The sequence below is a fragment of the Streptomyces sp. NPDC030183 genome, from assembly GCF_055573455.1.
Genome location: NZ_JBVIBK010000001.1, coordinates 333,432 through 349,105, shown reverse-complemented (window position 1 = coordinate 349,105; position 15,674 = coordinate 333,432). Strand labels below are relative to the sequence as shown.

The 15,674-nt window shown below is 73.0% G+C and carries 11 protein-coding genes; all 11 read left to right on the top strand.

Annotated elements, in window-relative coordinates:
* Positions 1–163 precede the first annotated feature (163 nt).
* Positions 164–799 (top strand): DegT/DnrJ/EryC1/StrS family aminotransferase, encoded by a 636-nt coding sequence (locus ACZ4Z2_RS01470; protein WP_468071182.1) that lies wholly within the window; start codon positions 164–166, stop codon positions 797–799.
* Complete coding sequence (locus tag ACZ4Z2_RS01465; RefSeq protein WP_468071180.1) at positions 796–2,115, top strand: DegT/DnrJ/EryC1/StrS family aminotransferase; 1,320 nt, start codon at positions 796–798, stop codon at positions 2,113–2,115. The genes ACZ4Z2_RS01470 and ACZ4Z2_RS01465 overlap by 4 nt, the downstream gene beginning before the upstream one ends.
* Positions 2,108–3,181 (top strand): N-acetyl-gamma-glutamyl-phosphate reductase, encoded by a 1,074-nt coding sequence (gene argC / locus ACZ4Z2_RS01460; RefSeq protein ID WP_468071178.1) that lies wholly within the window; start codon positions 2,108–2,110, stop codon positions 3,179–3,181. Before ACZ4Z2_RS01465 ends, argC begins: the two co-directional genes overlap by 8 nt.
* A complete protein-coding gene (locus ACZ4Z2_RS01455; RefSeq protein ID WP_468071177.1) occupies positions 3,178–5,130 on the top strand; it encodes a M20/M25/M40 family metallo-hydrolase in 1,953 nt (650 codons plus the stop codon). The genes argC and ACZ4Z2_RS01455 overlap by 4 nt, the downstream gene beginning before the upstream one ends.
* The gene (locus ACZ4Z2_RS01450; protein WP_468071175.1) at positions 5,127–5,948 is read left to right on the top strand and encodes a thiamine pyrophosphate-dependent enzyme; all 822 of its coding nucleotides are present in this window, start codon (positions 5,127–5,129) and stop codon (positions 5,946–5,948) included. The genes ACZ4Z2_RS01455 and ACZ4Z2_RS01450 overlap by 4 nt, the downstream gene beginning before the upstream one ends.
* A complete protein-coding gene (locus ACZ4Z2_RS01445; protein ID WP_468071173.1) occupies positions 5,945–6,949 on the top strand; it encodes a transketolase family protein in 1,005 nt (334 codons plus the stop codon). Before ACZ4Z2_RS01450 ends, ACZ4Z2_RS01445 begins: the two co-directional genes overlap by 4 nt.
* Before the next feature lie 60 nt (positions 6,950–7,009).
* Positions 7,010–8,263: an ATP-grasp domain-containing protein gene (locus tag ACZ4Z2_RS01440; protein ID WP_468071171.1), complete on the top strand. Its 1,254-nt coding sequence runs from the start codon at positions 7,010–7,012 to the stop codon at positions 8,261–8,263.
* The gene (locus tag ACZ4Z2_RS01435) at positions 8,260–9,606 is read left to right on the top strand and encodes an amidohydrolase family protein (RefSeq protein WP_468071169.1); all 1,347 of its coding nucleotides are present in this window, start codon (positions 8,260–8,262) and stop codon (positions 9,604–9,606) included. The genes ACZ4Z2_RS01440 and ACZ4Z2_RS01435 overlap by 4 nt, the downstream gene beginning before the upstream one ends.
* Positions 9,603–10,835 (top strand): MFS transporter, encoded by a 1,233-nt coding sequence (locus ACZ4Z2_RS01430; protein WP_468071167.1) that lies wholly within the window; start codon positions 9,603–9,605, stop codon positions 10,833–10,835. The genes ACZ4Z2_RS01435 and ACZ4Z2_RS01430 overlap by 4 nt, the downstream gene beginning before the upstream one ends.
* 253 nt (positions 10,836–11,088) lie before the next feature.
* Entirely contained in the window at positions 11,089–11,712 is a 624-nt protein-coding gene (locus ACZ4Z2_RS01425) for a hypothetical protein (protein ID WP_468071165.1), read from the top strand.
* Positions 11,713–11,887: 175 nt separating this feature from the next.
* Positions 11,888–15,643: an ABC transporter ATP-binding protein gene (locus tag ACZ4Z2_RS01420; RefSeq protein WP_468071659.1), complete on the top strand. Its 3,756-nt coding sequence runs from the start codon at positions 11,888–11,890 to the stop codon at positions 15,641–15,643.
* Positions 15,644–15,674 lie beyond the last annotated feature (31 nt).

The following is a 15,674-nucleotide window of genomic DNA, read 5'->3' as shown; positions in this document are numbered from 1 at the left end:
GGTCGTGGTCTCTCGCGCGGTTCCCCGCGCCCCTGAAGGGGCGAGGGGCGGTGACACATGCGGCTCCGCCGCGTGCGCGACCAGCGCCCACCCACCCGCACCCGACACCGCGCCCCACCCACCCCCCCACCCTCCCGACCTGAAGAAAGAGGCACTGCGTCACATGGAACTGTTCGATACCGCGACGGTGCTCACCCGCGTCCTGACCTCGGGCGTCGTGATGAGCATCGAGAAGAGCGACCGGGAACTGCCCGGTCTGGAGCGGCTGCTCACCAAGAAGACCGGCCGGAGCAAGGCCGTGCTGCTCAACAGCCGCACCGGCGCGATCCACGCGGCCCTGGCCGGTCAGGGGATCGGCCACGGCGACAGCGTCGCCCTGCCCGACGTGGACGCGGAGACCTCCGCGTTCCTCGCCTGGCTCGGTGTCACCGTCACCTCGTACGACGAGCCCGCCGCGTACGACTACATCGCGCTGGACCCGGCGAACGCCGACCGGCTCGGCGCGTTGGCCGCGGGGGCCACCGCGCCGGCGCTGGTCGTCGACCTGACCGGCCTCGGCTTCGGTCCCGCCGCCGCCGTCCTCACCGACGACCCGAAACTCTGGGCCCGCGCCGAGCGGCTGAAGATCTTCGGCGCCTACGACCTGCGCACGATGTGGACGCAGGAGGAGGCGGACGCCGACCTCGTGCCCGGGGTGCAGTTCAACTACCGGCTCAGCCCGCTCGTGGCCGCCTGCGCGCGGATGGCCCTGACCCAGGCGGCGCGGCCCGCCGCGACCTCCGGAGCGAAGCAGTCATGATCACCGATTTCCCCAACTCGCCCCTCCCGCTGCCCGATCCGGCCGAACTCGACCAGGAACTGGCCGCCCTCGGCGGCAGCGAGATCATCCCCAAGGCCCTGCGCCGCACGCTCTTCCCGGTCATCACCAAGGAGGACGTGTTCAACCTGATGCTGGCCCAGCGGCAGGCCCCCGAGAAGGTCGTCGCCGACTTCGCCGAGGCCTACCGCGAGTACGTGGGCGCCGCCCACGCGCTGCCCACCGCCAGCGGTACGTCCAGCCTGCACATGGCGCTCGTGGGCGCCGGGGTGCGGCCGGGCGACGAGGTCATCGTGCCGGCGTTCACGTTCATCGCCACCGCGCAGGCCGTCGTCGCGGCGCACGCCGTCCCCGTCTTCGTCGACATCGACCCGGTCACGTACTGCATGGACCCGGCCGCCGCCGCTGCCGCGATCACCGACCGCACCCGGGCGCTCATGCCGGTGCACGTGCACGGTCTGCCCGCTGACGTCCCCGCGCTGCGCGCCCTCGCCGACCGGCACGGCATCGCCCTCGTCGAGGACGCCTCCCACGCCCACTCCGCGAAGATCGGCGGCCAGGTCGCCGGTTCGTTCGGCGACGCGGCCGGGCAGAGCCTGATGGCCGACAAGAACTTCCCGCTCGGCGGCGAGGGCGGCATCGCCTTCTTCGCCACCGAGGAGGCGTACCAGCGGGCCGTCGACTACCTCGCGCGGCACGGCATCGACTACGGGATGTCCTGGGTCGCCGCCGCGTTCGGCTCCAGCCAGCTCAAGCGGCTGCCGTACTACGACGAGATCCGCGCCCGCAACGCCGCCCTGCTGGGCGAGGCCCTCGGCGGGACCGGGCTGTTCACCCCGCCGCACGTCCCGGACGGGCACGTCCACGCGTACAACATGTACCGGATCACCCTGCACCCCGAGGCCGTCGGACTGGCGGACCTGCCCGTGCACGCGGTCAAGGAGGCCGTGCACGAACTGCTCGTCGCCGAGGGCGTCCCGGCACGGGAGTGGCAGAACACGCCGATCCCCTGCCACCTGCCCTTCCAGCACCGCGACGGGTTCGGCAACGGCTACCCGTTCACCCTCAACCCGGGCGCCGTGCGCGACCACCGGCCCGAGGACTTCCCCGTGACCCTCGGCATGCTCGACTCCACCCTCGTCCTCTGCCGCGAGCTGCGCTCCCCGGTCGAGTACGAGCGGATCCTGCGCTACGCCGACGCCTTCCGCAAGGTCGCCCGACGTCCCGACGCCATCCGCAAGCTCGTCGACGAGCGCGCGTACGTGCGGCCGTACGAGAAGGCGGCCCGCCTTGGCTGACAACGACCTCTCACGGGAGAAGATCCGCGTCGCCGTCATCGGCGCCAGCGGCTACACGGGGGGCGAGGTCATCCGGCTGCTCCTGGAGCACCCCCACGTCGAACTCGCCTTCCTGTCCGCCGAGCGGGCCGCCGGCGCCACCATCGGCAGCGTCCACCCCTGGCTGCGCAACCACCCGAGGGCGGCCGGCCTGAAGTTCCGGCCGCTGGATCAGCTGGCGGACATCGACGCCGTCGACGTCGCCTTCGGCTGCCTGCCCACCGGCGCGCTGCCCGAGCGGCTGCCGCTGATCGCGGCCCACGCCAAGCGCGTGCTGAACCTGGGCGGCGACTTCCGGCTGCGGGCCGAGGACGAGGTGCGCGCGCACTACCCGAAGACCGCCGCGCACCCGCCGCTGGAGGACTTCGCGTACTACGTACCGGAGTTGAGCCGCGTCGTGCCGGACGGCAGGTTCGTCAACCTGCCGGGCTGCATGGCCGTCACCTCGATCTACGCCCTGTACCCGCTGTTCGCGGGCGCCGAGCCGCTCGCCACGGACCGGGTCGTCGTCGACGCCAAGACCGGCTCCACCGGCGGCGGCCGGGGCAGCGGCGAGCCGCCGGCCGAGCGCAGCGGCAACTTCCGGGTGCACAAGCTGTACGGGCACCGCCACGCCCCCGAGGTCCGCCAGGCCATCGCCGACTTCACCGGCGCGGCCGTGGACCTGAGGTTCTCCACCCACAGCCTCGACGTGGCGCGCGGCATCCTCGTCACCGCCTACGCCGAACTCCACGACGGCGTCACCCCGTTGGACGTCAAGCGGGCGTACGCCAAGGCGTACGTCGGCAAGCCCTTCGTACGGGTCCGGCCCGCGCCCAAGGCGCCGCAGGACTTCCCGATGCTGAAGGCCGTCGTCGGCTCGAACGTCGCCGAGGTCGCGATCGCGGTGCAGGGCGGCCAGGTCGTCGCGGTCGCCGCGCTCGACAACCTCATCAAGGGCGCCGCCGGACAGGCCGTCCAGGCCATGAACCTCATCCACGGCCTCGACGAGACGGCCGGCCTGCCCACGACGGCGGTGTCCCCATGACGGCACTGACGGAACACGCGACGGCCGTGACCGACCAGCCGACCACCGCGGCCACGTCGACCGTGCCACCGGTCGCCGCGACCGCCCCCCGCTCCACCCGGCCCCTGTACGTCATCAAGGCCGGCAGCGCGACCCTCGACCGGGGCGCGATCCACAAGGAGCTGGCCGACCTGGTCGCCCGGGGCGCCCGGGTGCTGCTCGTCGCGGGCGGCGCCACCGGCATCGAGCGCCACTACACGGCCATCGGGCGGCCCATGCCCCAGCTGCGGCTGACCGGCGGCGACTCGGTGCGCTACTGCCCGCCGGAGGAGATGGCCCACCTGGTCGACGCCTACGAGCGGGTCACCCTGCCCGCCGTGGAGCGGGACCTGAGGGCGCGCGGGCTGACCGTGTTCACCTCGGTCGCCGCGCGCGGCGGACTCGTCACCGGCCGGGCCAACCGCCCCCTGAAGGCGGTCTCCGCCGAGGGCCGGACCGTGGTCGTCCGCGACCACCGGGCCGGAGTGCCCACGGACGTCGACACCGACGGGCTGACGGCGCTGCTGGAGGCGTATGACGTGGTCTGTCTGTCGCCGCCGGTCGCCGACCCGGCCGGCGGGGCCCCGCTGAACGTGGACGCCGACGTCCTCGCCGCCGTCCTCACCGGCGCGCTCGGCGCCGACCACCTGCGGCTGGTCACCGGCACCGCCGGACTGCTGACCGACCCCGCCGACCCGCGCTCCACGCTCCTCGACGCCTATCCCGGCGAGGGCGCCCAGTACGCGGGCGGCAGGATGCGGCAGAAGGTGCGGGCCGCCGAGATCGCCATGCGCGACAGCGGCGCCGACGTCGCCATCACCGGCCCGCACACCATGAGCGAGCCGTCCGGCTGGACCCGCTTCTGGCGGACCAAGGAGCCCGCCGCCGACCTCAGCCTGCTCACCCGCGTGGCCTGCGTGCCCTCCGTCTCCCGCGACGAGGCCGAACTGGCCGCCTACCTCGCCGAGTGGTGCCGGGAGCGCGGCATGGACGCCCATGTCGACGAGGCCGGCAACCTGGTCGCCGCGCGCGGCCACGGCCCCCGCCGGCTGCTGCTCCTCGGTCACCTCGACACGGTCCCGCACCACTGGCCCGCCGAGTGGCGCGAGGGCGAGCTGTGGGCCCGTGGCAGCGTCGACGCCAAGGGCAGCCTGGCGAACTTCCTGGAGGTGCTCGCCCACGCGGACATCCCCGAGGACGGCCGGCTGTGCGTGGTCGGCGCGGTCGAGGAGGAGATCTCCTCCTCCAAGGGCGCCTTCTTCGCCCGCGACCGCTACCCCGCCGACGCCGTCGTCATCGGCGAGCCCAGCGGCTCGGGCACCCTGACCCTCGGCTACTTCGGGCTGTTCAAGCTCCGGATCACGGCCTCCGTGCCGACCGGCCACTCCGCCGGGATGGACGCCGTGTCCGCGCCGGACCACCTCATCGACATGCTCGGCCGCGTCCGGACCGCGGTCCTCGCCGAGGCGCCGGACGCGCTCAGCGCCGTCATCGACGTCCACGTGGACAACGGCCGGGAACGCAGCACCGCCACGGGCGTCCTCAACTTCCGGGTGCCGCCCAGGGCCGATGTGGAGACCCTCCGGGCGATCGCGCTGGGCCACGCCCGCGAGGACGTGCGCGTCGAGGTGCTGCGCGCCACCCCCGGCCACGCCGGCGGCCGCTCCAGCGCCCTGGTCAAGGTCTTCACCCGGGCCTTCGCGCAGGCCGGGATCAGGCCCCGCTTCGTGGTGAAGAAGGGCACGTCCGACATGAACACCCTCGCCACCACCTGGCACGACGTGCCGATGGTCGCGTACGGGCCCGGCGATTCGTCCCTGGACCACACCGACGAGGAGCGCATCGACCCCATGGAGTACCGCACCGCCCGCTCGCTGCTCGCCGACGCGGTCAACCGCTGGTTCGCCCTGACCGAGGGGAGCCGGCGATGACCACGGTCGTGCTCGAACAGCCCCGCCTCGGGGACGACCCGGTCGCCGTCCTCGCCGAGCGTGCCGTCCAGGCCCGCCGGCTGGTCGTCGACATGGCGGCGAGCCCGCGCGGCTGCCACCTCGGCGGCAGCCTCTCCGTCCTCGACATCCTGATCGCCGCCCTGCACCGCGCCTCCGCCGGCGACGGCACCGAGGTCGTCCTCAGCAAGGGCCACGCGGCCGCCGGCCTGTACGCGGCGCTCCACGTCAGCGGGATCCTCCCGGAGAACCCGGCCCCGCTGTACGGCCTCGCCGGCCACCCCTACACCGGCCACCCCGGCCCCAAGGTGCCCGGCGTCCGCTTCCCCACCGGCAGCCTCGGCCACGGCGTCCCGTACGCCGCCGGGTGGGCGCTGTCGCAGCGGCTCTCCGGCGGCAACGGGCTCGGTATCGCCGTCGCCGGTGACGGCGAGCTGCAGGAGGGCCTGGTCTGGGAGACCTGCCAGGTCGCCGCCGCGCAGGAACTGGGCACCTTCGTCCTCGTCGTGGACCGCAACGGCGGCCAGAACGACGGGATGGTGGCCGACATCTCCCCGCTGCCCCGGCTCGCCGAGCGGTTCGCCGCGTTCGGGTTCGACGTCGCCGAGGTCGACGGACACGACCTGGGCGCCCTCACCGCCCTGTTCGCCGAGGACCGCACGGCCGCCCGCAAGCCCCTGGCCGTCATCGCCGACACCGTCAAGGGCAAGGGCGTACGGGCCGTCGAGGGCAGGCCCGGCTGCCACTACGTGACCATCGACGAGGCGCGCGCCGCCAAGTGGAAGCGAGCGATCCGATGACTCTCCACGCCACCGAGGCCCCCACGACCCCCACGCCCCCCACGACCCCCACACCCCCCACCGACGAGCGACCGGCGACCCTGTCCGGGCGCGACGCCTACCGGGACGAGCTGACCAGGCTCGCCGCCTCCGACGACACGATCGTCTGCCTGGAGGCGGACCTGGGCGGCAAGGGACACCCCTTCCAGGCCGCCCACCCGGAGCGCTTCTTCAACCTCGGGATCGCCGAGGGCGCCATGGTGGACATGGCGGCGGGCCTCGCGGCCGGCGGCCACAAGCCGTTCGTGAGCACCTTCGCCCCGTTCGCCGCGCTGCGCGCCGCCGAGAGCCTGAAACTGACGCTCGGCTACCTGGCCGCCGGGGTCACGGTCGTGGCGCCGTACGCCGGGGTCTCCGGGGCCTGGTTCGGGACCACCCACCACTGCCTGGAGGACCTCGCGATCCTGCGCAGCGTGCCGGGCGTGACCATCGCGGCCCCGTACGGCGACGCGGAGATGCGCGCGGTGGTGCGGGAGGCGGTCCGCTCCGGACGCCCGCACTACATCCGTACCGGCCGCAACGCCACGTACGAGTCGCTCCCCCTGACCGGTGAGGAACTTCCCCTCGTCACCTGGGAGTTCCGGGGCGAGCCCGGCGACGTCTGCCTCGTCTCCGTCGGCGAGGAGGGCACCCGGCTCGCCCTCGCCGCCCGGCGGGCCGCCCCCGGCACCGCCCACGCCCACCTGGTCTACCTCGACCACGAGAACCTGGCGCGCGCCGCCGACGAACTGGCCCGCCACCACCGCCGGTTCGTGGTCGTCGAGGAGCACCGGGGCCAGGGCGGCGTGGCGGAGGCGCTGGCGCTGCTGCTGCCGGACCGCCACGTCACGTCCGTCAGCGCGGACCGGAGCTGGCCGGCGCACGGCGGCGACCACGAGGAGGTCATGGCCGCCCTCGGCCTGGACCTGCCGGCCGTGCTCGCCGCGATCGAGAAGGCCGGGGCGCCCGCCCGGACCGACTGAGCCCGCGGGGCCCGAGCTTCGCGCAACCGCACACCACCACACCCGACTTCAGGAGTCCCCGTGCACATCCTCATGATCGAATGCAACCCCAACGGCATGGCCGGCATCGCCAACGCCCTGGACCTCGGCCACGACGTCACCCTCGTCTCCGTCGACCCCGACTTCTACCTCGCGGTCTCCCCGCTCACCGAGGCCGCCTACGCCCACCCCAACTGCCAGGTCGTCAAGAGCGAGAAGGCGTTCTCCATCGAGGAGCTGACGGCGCTGGCCCGCTCGATCCACGCCGAGCGCCCGGTCCACGGCGTCACCACGTACAGCGAGTACCACACCGTGCACACCGCGGCCGTCGCCGAGGCGCTCGGCCTGCCCGGGATGAGCGTCGACGGCGCCCGCAACGCCCGCCACAAGCACCTCACCCGTCTCACCCTCGACGGCAAGGGCATCCGCCAGCCCCGCTTCGCGCACGTCTCCGACCCGGCGAAGGTCGAGGCCGCCGTCCGCGAGATCGGCTTCCCCTGCGTGGTGAAGCCCTCCGACGGCACCGCCAGCCTGCACGTGCTGCACCTGAAGGACGAGGACGACCTGACCGCGTACCTCGCGGAGCTGGCCGACGTCGTCGACTACGGGCGCGGCGTCGTCCGCATCCCCGACATCCTGATCGAGGAGTTCGTCACCGGTGAGCTGATCTCGGTCGAGTCCTGCGTCCTCGGCAAGGGCGAGGTCGTCAACCTCGGCCTGACCGACCGCCCGCTGAGCGGCTTCCCGCACTTCATCGAGATGGGCGCCACCTACTTCACCGGGCACCCGCTCCAGGACGAGCTGTTCGCGATGACCACCAAGGTCCTCGACGAGCTGGGCGTCGACTTCGGCTTCATCCACACCGAGTTCCTGCTCGGCCCGGACGGCCCGGTGCTGTGCGAGGTCAACGGCCGGCTCATCGGCGGCATCGTGCCGAGCCTGATGCAGATCAGCTCCGGTGTCGACGCCTATCTGGAGGTCATCCGCCAGGCCCTCGGCGAGCGCCCCGAGCTGCCCTTCCCCGGCGAGACCATCGCGGGCGGCCACTGGTTCGGCTCCCCGGTCGCCGGCACCGTCGAGTCCATCGGCTTCGACCGGCTCCAGGACCTGCCCGGCTTCCACAGCGCCCTCGCCTACAAGAAGCCCGGCGTGGAGGTCACCAAGCTCTCCAAGAGCAACTTCGACTGGATCGGCCACATCATCTTCACCGGCGCCGACCGCGACGAGGTCAACAAGCGCAACGAGGAGGCCCTGGACGCCATCGACCTGCGGCTGAAGGTCGAGGTGGCCCGATGAGCCAGGCCGTACGCGGCCAGGAGGGGCCGGTCACCCAGCACGGGGTGGCCGTCCCCGCCCTCGACCCCGACGCGCTCTACGACGTCACCACGGAGAACGGCGTCTACACCGCCTTCACCCCAACCGGCGCCCGCCGGGGCGGCGAACTCGAACTGTGGCCCGGCTACACCGAGACCCACGCCCATGTCTCGCTCCCCGCGAACTGGGACGACACGGTCGAGGACCCCCGGATCGTGGCCCTCCAGTACCTGTACCACGGGGTCTCCCACGTGGTGGACATGTTCGGTTTCCCGTTGGTCGCCGACGCCTGGGCGGCCGGCCGGGAGACCTCCCCGTGGCCGTACCCGGAGATCGTGCACTGCGGCTACGCGGTGACGGCGACGACCGACGCGGCCGGCCGCACCGGCCACGGCGTGGAGTTCCCGGCCCCCGTGTACATGCTCGCCGTCGAATCCGACCTCGACCACGCGCTGCGCGCCAACGCCGAACGCGGCGGCACCTTCCTGAAGGTGATGTTCACCGACGGCACCGAGCAGCCGGGCAGCCCCGTCCGCTTCTCCCGCCTGTCGGAGCGGGTGCTGCGCTTCACCGCCCGCATGGCCGCCGAGCGCGGGGTCACGGCGGTCATCGACTGCAACACCCTCCAGGAGACCCGCTGGGCGTACGAGTGCGGCTTCCGCCTCTTCGCGCACACCGTCCGCGACCGCACGCTCGACGCGGCCGACTGGAAGGAGTTCGAGGGGGCGCGCTTCGTGTCCACCCTCGCCGGCCTCCGCCCCATGATCATGACGGGGGAGGAGTTCCTGGCCGAGTACGCCCGCGAGGGCTTCACCGAGACCCAGGACGTCCGCAACCTCGACTTCGTCAAGGGCATCGAGAAGCCGTACGGCATCGAGTACGGCGTCCAGGAGACCCGCACCGCCGCCCTCGCCGACATGCGCCGCAACGCGCTCGCCGCACTCGGCCGGGGCGACCTGCTGGTCGGCACCGACTCCGGCAACACCGGCGCCTACCACGGCTACTCGCTGCTCAGCGAGCTGGACCTGCTGCGCGGCGACGACCCCTCCCTGGACCTGGCGCTGCGCCACCAGGCCACGGTCGGCGGCCGCCGCTACTTCGACGAGCTGAGCGGCGCCCCGACGGGCGTCCACCCGCTGAGCGCGGGCGCCGACGCCACCTACAACCTGCTGCACCCCTCCGCCTCCGACCGCCCGCTCTCGGCCCTGCCCGTGAAGACGGTCGTCCGGGGTGTGGAGATCGACCGCGCGGCCCTGGCCCGCGAGATCGCCGCGCTGCGGGCCGCAGCCCAGGCGCCGACCGAACCGAAGGGAATCGCCGCGTGACCATCGAACGCAGGCGGGCACTGATCGGCGTGAACGCCGGTATCTTCCTCGCCCACATCGGGAACTTCATCTGGTTCCCCGTCCTCGTCGCCTCCCTCGGCGGCACCGACAGCGGCTTCTGGGCCGGTGTCGTGATGTGCATGACGTACGTCGGCCGTCTGGCGGCCACGTTCTTCTACGAGGGGGTCGCCGCCCGCATCGGCATCCGGGGCGCGGTGTTCGCGGGCACCGCGACGGAGGCGGTCGCGCTGTTCCTGATGGGCTTCGGCGACGGGGTCGCCGTCTACTCCGTGCTGGCCTTCCTCATCGGCCTCGGCTCGGGCACGGCCTTCCCCGGCCTGAAGAACATCCTCGTGTCGTACCCCGACGACGAGCGCCCCAAGGCGTTCTCGACGTTCCAGATGTCGGCCCAGGTGGGCCTGTTCGGCGGCGCGCTGGTGGGCGGTCTGCTGGCCGACGTCGACCTGCGCACGCTCTTCTCGGTCGTCTTCGCGATCTTCATCGGCTTCTGCCTGGCGTCCTCGGCGTTCATCCCGAGGGACGGCTTCGGACAGACCGCGGGCAGGCCCGCGGCCGAGCGGGTGCCGCTGCTGAGCACGGCCGTCTTCAAGGGCATCGAGGTCCGCGGCGCCACCCGCTACTTCCTGCTCTCGGCGGTCTTCTGGTTCCTGTCCATCGGCTTCATGGTCGGCATCCCGCTGCACATGGAGGAGTACGCGTCGGGCTGGGCGCCGTCGGCCCCGTTCTGGATCACGGGCCTGAGCGTGCTGGTGCTGCAGTACCCCCTGTTCAAGTTCATGATCAAGCACCTGCGCCCGGGCGCGGTGATGGCGGTGGGACTGGCCGGGATGACGGTGGCGTTCACGGCGTTCGGCGCGGGCCGCACGGTGCCGTGGATCGTCGTGGGCTGCCTCACGGTCGTCCTGGGCGAGATCCTCTTCGTCCCGTCCTTCGACATCTGGGTCGCCCGCAAGGTCCCCGCGGACCGCCTCGCCAAGGCGATGGGCGCGATGCACTTCTTCCGCAGCGCCGGCAACATGGTCGGCTCCCTGCTGGCGGGCGCCCTGTTCGACCTGGCGACGTCCTGGGACGTACCGGGCGGCAACTGGTACGTGGCGGCGGCGATCGCGGCGGCGTGCGCGACGATCTGCCTCGTCAGCCGCGACGACAACCCGGCGGAGAAGCCCACGACCACCCCGGAGGGCGAGCGGGCGGAGGCCGCGGCGTAGCGCCGCCGGGCCGGATCCCCCGAGCCCCGGCCCGGCGGGAGTAGTGCCCTGGGCGGCGAGGGCATCCCAGGTGCCCGTGTATCCGCACGTCAGAGGGGGTGGGATGGTTCCACCCCGCTCGATCGGCCGTTGGCTGTTGCGCCCGGCCGCTGTGACCGCTGATGCTCTTGGTGCCGCACCGACGAGCCCGGACCGACCACCCGGCCTCGTCGCGGCATCAACGTCCACGGACTCATCCACAGGGGGAACACCCATGTCTCCGCGCATCCGAACGAGCGCTCTCACCGCACTGACCGTCGCCGCCCTCGCGGCGGGCGCGCTCCTCACGGCACCGGCCGCGGGCGCCGCGCCGCAGGCCGCCGCACCCACGTTCCTGTCGGCGTCCGAGCTGCCGCCGCACCCGACGTCGTCCTGGACCGCCGGGCCGGTCACCGAGGGCTTCCCGGAGGCGCTCGGCCTCTGCGTGAGCACGGAGGGCGTGCCGTCCTACGACTACCGGCACCGGGAGTTCCGGACCGACCTGGACACCGGCGCCGTGCAGCTGACCGTCGTGACGGGCACGGCCGCCCAGGCCAAGGCCCTGGCGAAGCACTACGACGACCTGATCCGCACCTGCGCCGACCGTCTCGAGCAGTCCTTCCCCGACATCGACGCCGAGGGCCGGGACTACGGGAAGCTGGCGGTCGAGGAGGGCGCCCACGTCCGCGGCCTGAACACCGAGACGTCCGGGGGCGCCAACGACGTCGCCCTGCTGTCCGTCGGACGGGACGGCAGGACCGTCACCGTCGTCAAGTGGGGGCAGCTGGGCGACTTCACGAACGCGCCGGTGGCCGCCTTCAAGAAGACCACGATCACGGCCGTCAACAAGCTGTACTGACCGGCCGGCCGCCGGAGGGGGCCGGGCCCGGGCTCCGGCCCGGTGCCCGGCCCCGAATGTTGCGGCGGGATGAAATCCGCAGCTCCCCGCGTTGGTGTGTTCCGGGTACCTCCGGGGCGATCCCGGACGACGACGAGGAGGGCACCGCGTGGCCGCGCGACAGGGGGAGGACCGGATGGGAGAGCCGGCGACGAAGACGGGGCCGGAGCGGGCGGAGAGCGCCCCCGGGTGGGGGCGCCGGCTGGCCGGGTACGCCTGGCGGTACCCCAAGGACGTCGTCCTCGCCCTCGGCGCGTCCCTCGCCGGCATGGCCCTGATGGCCGTCGTCCCCCTGATCACCAAGGTGATCATCGACGACGTCATCGGGGACAGGAGCCGCGCCATGATGCCCTGGGCCGGCGCCCTCATCGGCTCCGCCGTCCTTGTCTACGTCTGCACCTACATCCGCCGCTACTACGGCGGCCGTCTCGCCCTCGACGTCCAGCACGACCTGCGTACCGAGATGTACGGCACGATCACCCGGCTCGACGGGCGGCGCCAGGACGAGCTGTCCACCGGGCAGGTCGTCGGCCGCGCCACCAGCGATCTCCAGCTGATCCAGGGTCTGCTCTTCATGCTGCCGATGACCATCGGCAACCTCCTGCTGTTCCTGATCTCCCTCGTCGTCATGGCGTGGCTGTCCATCCCGCTCACCCTGGTCGCGCTGGCCGTCGCCCCCGCCCTGTGGTGGATCGCCGTCCGCAGCCGCGCCCGCCTCCACCCCGCCACCTGGTACGCGCAGGCCCAGGCCGCCGCCGTCGCGGGCGTCGTCGACGGCGCCGTCAGCGGCGTACGCGTGGTGAAGGGATTCGGGCAGGAGGAACAGGAGACCGGGAAGCTGCGCGACGTGGGCCGGCGGCTGTTCGCCGGGCGGCTGCGCACCATCCGGTTCAACTCCAGGTACACCCCCGCCCTCCAGGCCGTCCCCGCGCTCGGCCAGGTCGCCATGCTGGCCCTCGGCGGCTGGCTCGCCGTGCGCGGGCACATCACGCTCGGCACGTTCGTCGCCTTCTCGACCTACCTCGCCCAGCTGGTCGGGCCCGTCCGGATGCTCGCCATGGTCCTCACCGTGGGCCAGCAGGCACGCGCCGGCACCGAACGGGTGCTGGAACTGATCGACACCGAGCCGACCCTGACCGACGGGACGAAGACGCTGCCCGCCGACGCGCCCGCGACCGTCGAGTTCGACGACGTGTCGTTCGGCTACGAGGACGGCCGCCCCGTGCTGAACGGGCTCAGCTTCGAGATCCGGCCCGGCGAGACCCTCGCCGTCGTCGGCTCCTCCGGCTCCGGCAAGTCGACCGTCTCGCTGCTGCTGCCGCGCTTCTACGACGTGAGCCGCGGCGCCGTCCTCATCGGCGGCCACGACGTCCGCGAGCTGACCCTCGACTCGCTGCGCGCCGCGATCGGCCTGGTCCCCGAGGACTCCTTCCTCTTCTCCGACACGGTCCGCGACAACATCGCCTACGGCCGCCCCGACGCCACCGACGAGCAGATCGAGGCCGCCGCCCGCGCCGCCCAGGCCGACGGCTTCATCGCCGAGCTGCCCGACGGCTACGCCACCAAGGTCGGCGAACACGGCCTGACCCTCTCCGGCGGCCAGCGCCAGCGCATCGCCCTGGCCCGCGCCATCCTCACCGACCCCCGGCTCCTCGTCCTGGACGACGCGACCTCCGCCGTGGACGCCCGGGTCGAGCACGAGATCCACGAGGCGCTCAAGCAGGTCATGGAGGGCCGGACGACCCTCCTCATCGCCCACCGCCGCTCCACCCTCAACCTCGCCGACCGCATCGCCGTCCTCGACCAGGGCCGCCTCGCCGACATCGGCACCCACGAGGAGCTGGAGCGGCGCTCCGCCCTGTACCGCAGGCTGCTCACCGACCCCGACGAGCTGGGCGGCGTCTCACCCGGCCACCTCCCGCGGACGCCCGCCGCCGAGGACGCCGGGCGGGACTCGATACGGGACGAGCTGGACGCCGAGTTCGACGCCGAACGCGGCATCACGCCCCGGCTGTGGACCGGTGACCGGGAGCCCCGGGACGCCGCCTTCGCCGGCACCCCCGCCACCCCCGAGCTGCTCGCCCAGGTCGAGGCGCTGCCCCCGGCGAACGACACCCCGGACATCGACGAGGCCCGCGCGGTCGCCCCCGAGGACTCCTACGGGCTCAGGCGGCTGCTGCGCGGCTTCGGGCTGCCGCTGCTGCTGAGCCTGGCCCTGGTCGCCGTCGACGCCGGCATGGGCCTGCTGCTGCCGGTCCTGATCCGGCACGGCATCGACGAGGGCGTCTCCCAGGCCGTCCTCGGCGGCGTCTGGGCCGCGTCCCTGCTGGCCCTGCTCTCGGTCCTCGTCCAGTGGGCGGCCCAGGTCGGCGAGACCCGGATGACCGGCCGTACCGGCGAACGCGTCCTGTACTCGCTGCGGCTGAAGATCTTCGCCCAGCTCCAGCGGCTCGGCCTCGACTACTACGAGCGGGAGCTCACGGGCCGGATCATGACCCGGATGACGACCGACGTGGACGCCCTGTCGACGTTCCTCCAGACCGGCCTGGTCACCGCGTTCGTCTCCGTCGTCACCTTCTTCGGCATCATGGTCGCCCTGGTCGTGATCGACGTCCAGCTCGCCCTGGTCGTCTTCGCCACGCTCCCGCCGCTGGTCTTCTGCACGTTCTTCTTCCGCCGCGCGAGCGTGAAGGCGTACGAACTGGCCCGGGAGCGGGTCTCCGCCGTCAACGCCGACCTCCAGGAGTCGGTGGCCGGACTGCGGATCGTGCAGGCGTTCCGGCGCGAGAAGGACGGCGGCGAGCGGTTCGCGGCCGGCAGCGCCGGCTACCGCGAGGCCCGGGTGCACGGCCAGTGGCTGATCTCCGTCTACTTCCCGTTCGTACAGCTCCTGTCGTCGGTCGCGGCCGCCGCCGTGCTGATCGTGGGGGCCCAGCGGGTCGACGCGGGCACCCTGACCACCGGCGCCCTGGTGGCGTACCTGCTCTACATCGACCTGTTCTTCGCCCCGGTCCAGCAGCTCTCCCAGGTCTTCGACGGCTACCAGCAGGCCACCGTCTCCCTGGGCCGCATCCAGGAACTGCTCCGGGAGCCGACGTCCACGAAGTCCGCCGACGAGCCGCTGGAGGTGCCGTCGCTGCGCGGTGACATCGCCTTCGAGGGCGTGGACTTCGCGTACGACTCCGCCGACGGGGCGGAGGAGGCGCTCAGCGGTGTCTCCCTGCGCATCCCGGCCGGGCAGACCGTCGCCTTCGTCGGTGAGACCGGCGCCGGGAAGTCCACCCTCGTCAAGCTGGTCGCCCGCTTCTACGACCCCACCGGCGGCCGGGTCACGGTCGACGGCACGGATCTGCGCGACCTCGACATCGCCTCGTACCGGCACCGGCTGGGCGTCGTCCCGCAGGAGGCGTACCTCTTCCAGGGCACGGTACGGGACGCCATCGCCTACGGCCGGCCCGACGCCACCGACGCCGAGGTGGAGGCCGCCGCGCGGGCCGTCGGCGCCCACGACATGATCGCCACCCTCGACGGCGGCTACCTCCACGAGGTCGCCGAACGCGGCCGCAACCTCTCCGCCGGCCAGCGTCAGCTGATCGCCCTGGCGCGGGCCGAGCTGGTGAACCCCGACATCCTGCTGCTGGACGAGGCGACGGCGGCCCTCGACCTGGCCACCGAGGCCCAGGTCAACCAGGCCACCGACCGGCTCGCCGGCCGCCGCACCACCCTCGTCGTGGCCCACCGCCTCACCACCGCCGCCCGCGCCGACCGTGTCGTCGTCATGGACCACGGCCGGGTCGCCGAGGACGGCACCCACGACGAACTCCTCGCCCTCGACGGGCGGTACGCCCAGCTGTGGCGGACGTTCGTGGGCGAGCCGGCGATGAAGGCGTAGGGGGTCAGGCGGACGTCGGGCGGCCACCGCC